The sequence below is a fragment of the Sphingobacterium sp. T2 genome, assembly GCF_000814685.1.
GTDB classification, from domain to species: domain Bacteria; phylum Bacteroidota; class Bacteroidia; order Sphingobacteriales; family Sphingobacteriaceae; genus Sphingobacterium; species Sphingobacterium thermophilum.
Genome location: NZ_JXAC01000301.1, coordinates 1 through 6,087, shown reverse-complemented (window position 1 = coordinate 6,087; position 6,087 = coordinate 1). Strand labels below are relative to the sequence as shown.

Genomic DNA, 6,087 nt, shown 5'->3' with positions numbered 1-6,087 from the left:
AAGATCGTAGYCAGACTGTAGAGCAATASACTTTAAGTGATCCCGCTGGGACTCGAACCCAGCGGGATCACCAAAAAAGCTCAATCGAAAGATTGGGCTTTTTTTATTACCATTACAGAAAACAAACTTATCGAACTAAGACAGACAGTCTTCAGAAAACCGTAGAATTTTTATTAACATCATCTTCTGAAGCTGCTCATAAATGTGAAGACAGAAAGCTAAAGTTTGCTTCGCAACGGTTTTTGGGGTAAAAAAGTGAAGTTTGCGTGGTAAATTATTATTAAATCATTTTCTTTACAGAATAATATGTGGTAATAGTGTGATAAACCGTTTCCGCGTCGCAATATATTAAACGAAAAAACATGTGGTGGCAGTACGCTTTAGTCTTTGTAGGTGCTTTATTGTTTGATATAGTACCTTTTCCTTTCCTACCTGCATTTACGGTAATGGTATTTTTGCAAATCACCTTCGGTCTGAGTGTTTGGCCCGTATTGATTATCGGGGTAATAGCTTCCGTCTTGGGCAGATATATCCTTACTCTGTACACTCCCCTTATCGCCAACAAATATATCAATAAAGCCAAGAATGAAGATGTGGAATTTTTGGGATCCAAGATGAAAGAAAACGTATGGAAAGGACAGCTGTTTGTCCTTGCTTACTCCTTGCTGCCGCTCCCTACCACACCTTTGTTTTTAGCTGCAGGGATGTCCAAGCTAAATGCCAAATATATTATCCCTGCCTTCTTCGTCGGCAAGTTTACCAGCGATGCCATAGCCCTGCTATTGGGGAAATACGCTTCGGAAAGCATCGACAGCATCACAGACAACCTGCTATCATGGAAATCCGTTGCCGGTTTTGTGTTCGGCCTGATCCTCATAGGTTGCATATTCTTTATTGACTGGCGCACACTGATACAGCGAAAGAAGCTCTTATGGAATTTCAAGATCTTGAAATAGGAGAATCCGCTATTGCCAAAAATTTAGCATCATAATACAGCAAAGCGGCCAGAACATCTTTTTTTAAAACCATTTCTCAAAATCGTTTTATAACCATTTACTTTGGCAGAAAACCTAATTGTATGTCAAAGCTATTGGATAAAACGGTCGATATCCTAAAGGGAGAGTACGCTAATATCTCAGGACTACTAATCGCCAAAGACGGAGAAATACGCTATGCGTTCTTTGCTCACCCCTCCGAAAAAGATAGAAAGCTTCATGTGGCTTCCGTTACCAAAAGTATATTTTCTCTTTTGGTAGGTATTGCCTTAGATAGGAAACATATAGCAAGTGTCCACGAGAAGGTAATAGATTTCTTCCCCGAACTGAAGATTAACAGCAGAAACAAAACATTAGCACAGCTGGAAATTACACATCTGCTGACGATGACTGCACCGTATAAATTTCGCTCGGAGCCCTATAGTAAGGTCTTCTCTACCCAGAACTGGGGACTTACTGCACTTCACCTGCTCGGTGGCAAGCGGCCTATAGGTGAATTTCAGTACACTACCGTAGGGATTCAGGTCTTGGCCTCCCTCCTAGAGCGAGCTATAGGTATAAACATTCATGCCTTTGCCACAAAATATCTCTTTGAGCCGTTGAACATTACTACTCCCGAAACACTCACAATAGACAGCAGGGAAACTTATTTCCACTTCATCAAAAACCAATATGCCAACTGTTGGGCGGCGGACTCGCAAGGTACCAACACTTCCGGCTGGGGGTTGATGCTTTCCGTTTACGATATGCTGAAAATAGGTCAATTGTGTCTCCAACAAGGCTGTTGGGAAGGGACAACCATAGTGTCCCCGCAATGGATAGAAGTAAGCACCTCCCCACACAGCTCCTGGGACAACAAAAACTACGGCTACTTATGGTGGATATTGGACAAAGGGAAGTTTGCTGCCATAGGTGATGGAGGAAACATCATATACATCCACTGCAAGAAAAGGTTAGTCATCGCCATAGCTTCTCACTTCGTGCCCAAACCCAAAGACAGAATCGATTTTATCGAGCACCACCTTATCCCTTTATACAAGCTGTAAAAATTTAATAACGCTTTGAGAAGCGTCTTTAAAGTAACAGGTCCGCCACATCGAGATGAATCAGAAAAATCCAAGCTATAGATAAATATTGAAATTCAACTGACATGGCGATATTCAAGGTTTTTATACTTTTCATTAATTTAAACTTGCGAAAAATTAAAGAAAACTAGTGAAATCCATAAGAAAGATGAAGAAAATGAATATCGATAAGGCTACAGAAATCATGCGACATGCCCTATATACGAATTTGGAGGCTATAGAGAGTTAAGAGAACTGCAAAACTAGGAATAAAAAAAAAACAGCAGTTTACATCGACCCGGCTATACATGCTATTATTCAAGCCAATTGAATTTGCATTACATTTAATTCACATTATCACCAAGTCGTAGGATTTTATCTTTTACAGAAAATTGTAAAACATTGAAAAGTACACTATACTATCCAAGGCCAGAGCTGCAGAACTTGATACAATCGTACCGCATTATAGAAACGGATGAGGATATCGTCAATAGGGTTTTGCCTAATTTAGGCTTAGCTATCGTATTTACCGTTCAAGGACAGATTTCGTTTGTTGAAGAGAGAGGTTATCGTCCTCTTTCTTCTTCCATCCTTTCAGGAATAAGAAAATCCATAAAAAATATCCATTATGCGAAAGGTAGCAAATCCATTATCGTGTTGTTTACGGAAGTTGGTGCCGCTACCTTTTTCAAAAATCCCCTCCATGAATTGTTCGGAATCAGTGTAGAGCTAGAAAATTTCGTTCAACAGGATGAAATTAAAAACCTAGAAGAAAAGCTATACCATGCCCGCACCGATTCGGACCGTATAAAAGAAATTGACCAGTTTCTGCTTTCCAATATTACGACAGCGGAAATAGATAGCTATGTGCATAGGGCTGTTGATGAAATAAGAAAAACGAAAGGCTTAATTAAAGTCTCCTCGCTTCCCCACATGCTGCATATAAGTCAAGACGCCTTCGAAAAACGCTTTAGAAAGGCCGTAGGCTGTTCGCCGAAGCAGTTTGCCAATATCACACGTCTAAAACAAATCATCACACTTCCCAACCGTTCGCCTCTAATCCATATTGCATTGGAACATGGCTATTACGATCAAGCCCATTTCAATCGCGATTTCAAAAATTTCACAGGACTTAGTCCTGCCGATTTCTACAAATCAGGATTATTTTGGTAATCAATGATTTTTTACAAGGATTGGTTTTCATCTTGTACGAATTTTGTATAAAAAAGATGAAACCTATAATTCTTGTATGTCTTGTTTTATCTGTCTGGATAAGTCAATACATTTTTCCACAAAGTAATTCTTCATTTAAGTCAAAAGATATGGAAACGGAGTTAAACAAAAAAGCAGTGCGAACTTTATATGAGCACATCCTGAACACACGAAAATTTGACGATTTAGAGAAAGTCGTCTCCCCAGACTACCTTAATGCGCAAGGCGATAAAGGCATTGATGGTTTCGCCAAATCAGTTATGGTATTTGCTCATGCATTTCCCGATGCTACATGGACCATAAAAGAGATCATTGCCGAGGGAAATAAAGTTTTTGTAAAACATAAAGTAGAAGGCACCCACCGCGGGGTGTTTCAGAATATAGCTCCCACACAAAAACATATTGAAGGAAGAAGGGATGGCTATCTACAAATTAAAAGCTAGAAAAATCATTTCCCATCAGGTAATAACTAATCAATTAAGCTTCTTACAGCAACTAAACGTTATCCATCACACCTTATGGGCCCCTAGCAGCGAACGCGTATATTTTGTGGATCGATTTACCATGCCACAATCTTCTGTCCAAGAATTTACCGAAAAGATGGAAGTCAACAGACGACTAATAAGAAAACTTCCAGGTTTTATTCAAGACCAAATCTTAGTTAGGGAAGATAACGATGGACGAACAGTAATACTTACGATTGCCGCTTGGGATAATCAGGCCTCTTTAGACAATGCAAAAAAAATAGTGCAAGATGAATATAAAAAATCAGGATTCCACCCGCAGGAATTCTACCGAAAGCTTCACATACAAATGGAAAGAGAAACATTTCGCTCCTTGATAGAGTAACCACCGAAGCGGCCTTCAAGTAAGTTTTACTTTAATTTTTTAAATTTATGGGAAGTCTGGCAATCTAGCGAATTTTAGTATTGAGCTCCAGCTTCTTTCAACAAAAAGCTCTAGCTCTATCTGCATGTCGAATTTTAAGTAGTTTAAGGATATGATTACCAATATAGCCGCAAATGTAGAAAATATTAATAATCCACTGAAAGAAAGCATTGAATTATTTGAACGACAGCTTGAAGCCTTAAGAAAAGATTTACTCGAGATAGTTAGGAGTACTATAAAGAAGGGAGATTAAAAAATCTCTCTTCTTTATAAACTAATTATATCCTCATTATAAATATTAGCTTATTTACTATAGAAATCTAATCTGAAGACTTAACTTAAAATAAAGTTTACCATCTTCATTATATACGGATCCGAATCCATGCCTTGTACTACTCGGAGTTTCTAGTTTTGTGTTACAAAATAAATAATCCTCAAATTCATTTCTGTTATAGATATGATAACAAAGGACATCACCATTTTCCTTTACTACCAAATACCCCCCAGTAGCATCCAACTCTCCTGTCCAAACTTTCGAAGGCATCATTCCCAAAGCAATATCTGTCAAAAATCTTTTAATTTTATAAGAATAGTATGGATGGGAATTGACCATATTATAATTTAATGGATTTTTTCGAGTAATTTCACTTACCAAATCAGATACTCTTGTAAAGTTTGTAGTAAAGAATGAAAGTAAAACTTCAGAAAGTATTTTGGGTAAAGCACTGTCAATTAAAATCAGATTATTCTGAAAAACGGGATTTTCTGTTCTTTCAAAGCTAAAAGCTCCATTAAGACTGCTTAATCTTTCTATTCTATCTTTAATCTTACTTTTAGACTCAATTGCATTAATATGATCAATTTCTTCGTCCGATAAACTAAGATTTTGAATTCTGTAAATGAAATTTGTTGTTCTGCCTGCATTTAACAAAGTAGAAGCTCCTCCAAGCTGGGACTTTATACTAAAACCAAGCTCAGGGTTTGTACCTGTTCTATGATCATAAATCACAATTCTTATGTCCCTTTTGACACTTGATTTTGCCTTTAACGAACAACTGTTAAACGAGTTCATAAACTGCTCGACTTCGGGGATGGAAAAAGTCGCGTTAGTTCTTTCCTGCAACTTTCTCAAGAGAAAATGGGCTTGTTTTCCAAACTCATTCACAGAAATTCTAAACTGTAAGTCATTATTCTTTACTAAAACAAGATCATTCTCGTAAGTAAAATCAAAGGTACCATTTGATTCATCTCGCAATACCTTTATTATTGGAAAAATTAATTTTTCGATTTTATGAAGATTGCTATCTCCTCCGAACAATACCTTGTCGGATATAACTTTGAATAGAGCATATATTTCACTCCATTCTCCCTTATTCCCTGTTAACATATATTTTCCAAATCCAAATATTTTAAAATCTGAGCCGCAGTTGCTTGTATTGCAGGAACAGCGACTGAATTACCAAATTGTTTATATGCAGAGGCATCAGATACAGGAATGATAAATTCATCGGGAAATCCTTGTAATCTTGCCCATTCACGCGGGGTCATTCTCCTTATACCTTCCCTATTGACCTCCCCTTTTATTTTAGTTGTTGGATTAAAGTCTGTTATCCTGTTATCAATCACCAAATTCCGCTCTCTACCCATACCTCCGCAAACCACTGCATTTGCAATCTCGTCATCATTAATGATTTGATAGCCGAAACCGTTTCCTTTGCTCTTGTGTCTGGCCTTATGATTTTGTAGGGTGGACAGATATTGTGTAGAAAGATAATACTTTGTTGCAGGCACTTCTTTTTCCTTAAATATCAAGAAAAAGTCAACTTTTTTGTTCCAACGGTCTTGGATTATTCGAAGGATTTGATTCCAGTATTTGGATGAAATCCTACGATATAAATTCTTTCTCTATTTTGAGTACCTCAAAATAG

General features: G+C 37.5%; 7 protein-coding genes. 5 read left to right on the top strand and 2 right to left on the bottom strand.

The genetic code is table 11. The features are described 5' to 3' along the window. The first annotated feature begins 362 nt into the window (after nt 1–362). From SD31_RS14365 to SD31_RS14345, 5 genes are all read left to right on the top strand, one after another. A complete protein-coding gene (locus SD31_RS14365; protein WP_039054622.1) occupies nt 363–956 on the top strand; it encodes a hypothetical protein in 594 nt (197 codons plus the stop codon). A 122-nt stretch (nt 957–1,078) separates the two neighbouring features. Beyond that, a complete protein-coding gene (locus SD31_RS14360; RefSeq protein WP_039054621.1) occupies nt 1,079–2,041 on the top strand; it encodes a serine hydrolase domain-containing protein in 963 nt (320 codons plus the stop codon). 420 nt (nt 2,042–2,461) lie between these two features. Next, nucleotides 2,462–3,232 carry a helix-turn-helix transcriptional regulator gene (locus tag SD31_RS14355; protein ID WP_039054620.1) on the top strand — a complete coding sequence of 257 codons (771 nt, stop codon included), beginning with the start codon at nt 2,462–2,464 and terminating at the stop codon, nt 3,230–3,232. A 149-nt stretch (nt 3,233–3,381) separates the two neighbouring features. Then, nucleotides 3,382–3,714, top strand: coding sequence for an ester cyclase (locus SD31_RS14350; RefSeq protein ID WP_197053745.1), 333 nt, complete (start codon nt 3,382–3,384; stop codon nt 3,712–3,714). Continuing rightward, nucleotides 3,689–4,120, top strand: a complete 432-nt coding sequence (locus SD31_RS14345) for an antibiotic biosynthesis monooxygenase (protein ID WP_052259103.1) — start codon at nt 3,689–3,691, stop codon at nt 4,118–4,120. Before SD31_RS14350 ends, SD31_RS14345 begins: the two co-directional genes overlap by 26 nt. Before the next feature lie 349 nt (nt 4,121–4,469). Here the strand turns inward: SD31_RS14345 and SD31_RS14340 are convergent, their stop codons facing one another. Together SD31_RS14340 and SD31_RS14335 are read right to left on the bottom strand one after the other, a co-directional pair. Continuing rightward, nucleotides 4,470–5,546 (bottom strand): HpaII family restriction endonuclease, encoded by a 1,077-nt coding sequence (locus SD31_RS14340; RefSeq protein WP_039054618.1) that lies wholly within the window; start codon nt 5,544–5,546, stop codon nt 4,470–4,472. Then, nucleotides 5,540–5,971, bottom strand: a complete 432-nt coding sequence (locus SD31_RS14335; RefSeq protein WP_197053744.1) for a DNA cytosine methyltransferase — start codon at nt 5,969–5,971, stop codon at nt 5,540–5,542. Before SD31_RS14335 ends, SD31_RS14340 begins: the two co-directional genes overlap by 7 nt. Nucleotides 5,972–6,087 lie beyond the last annotated feature (116 nt).

Coding starts and splice junctions, on each gene's coding strand:
- SD31_RS14365 (WP_039054622.1), top strand. CDS start 363: ATGTGGTGGCAGTACGCTTTAGTCTTTGTAGGTGCTTTATTGTTTGAT.
- SD31_RS14360 (WP_039054621.1), top strand. CDS start 1,079: ATGTCAAAGCTATTGGATAAAACGGTCGATATCCTAAAGGGAGAGTAC.
- SD31_RS14350 (WP_197053745.1), top strand. CDS start 3,382: ATGGAAACGGAGTTAAACAAAAAAGCAGTGCGAACTTTATATGAGCAC.
- SD31_RS14345 (WP_052259103.1), top strand. CDS start 3,689: ATGGCTATCTACAAATTAAAAGCTAGAAAAATCATTTCCCATCAGGTA.
- SD31_RS14340 (WP_039054618.1), bottom strand. CDS start 5,546: ATGTTAACAGGGAATAAGGGAGAATGGAGTGAAATATATGCTCTATTC.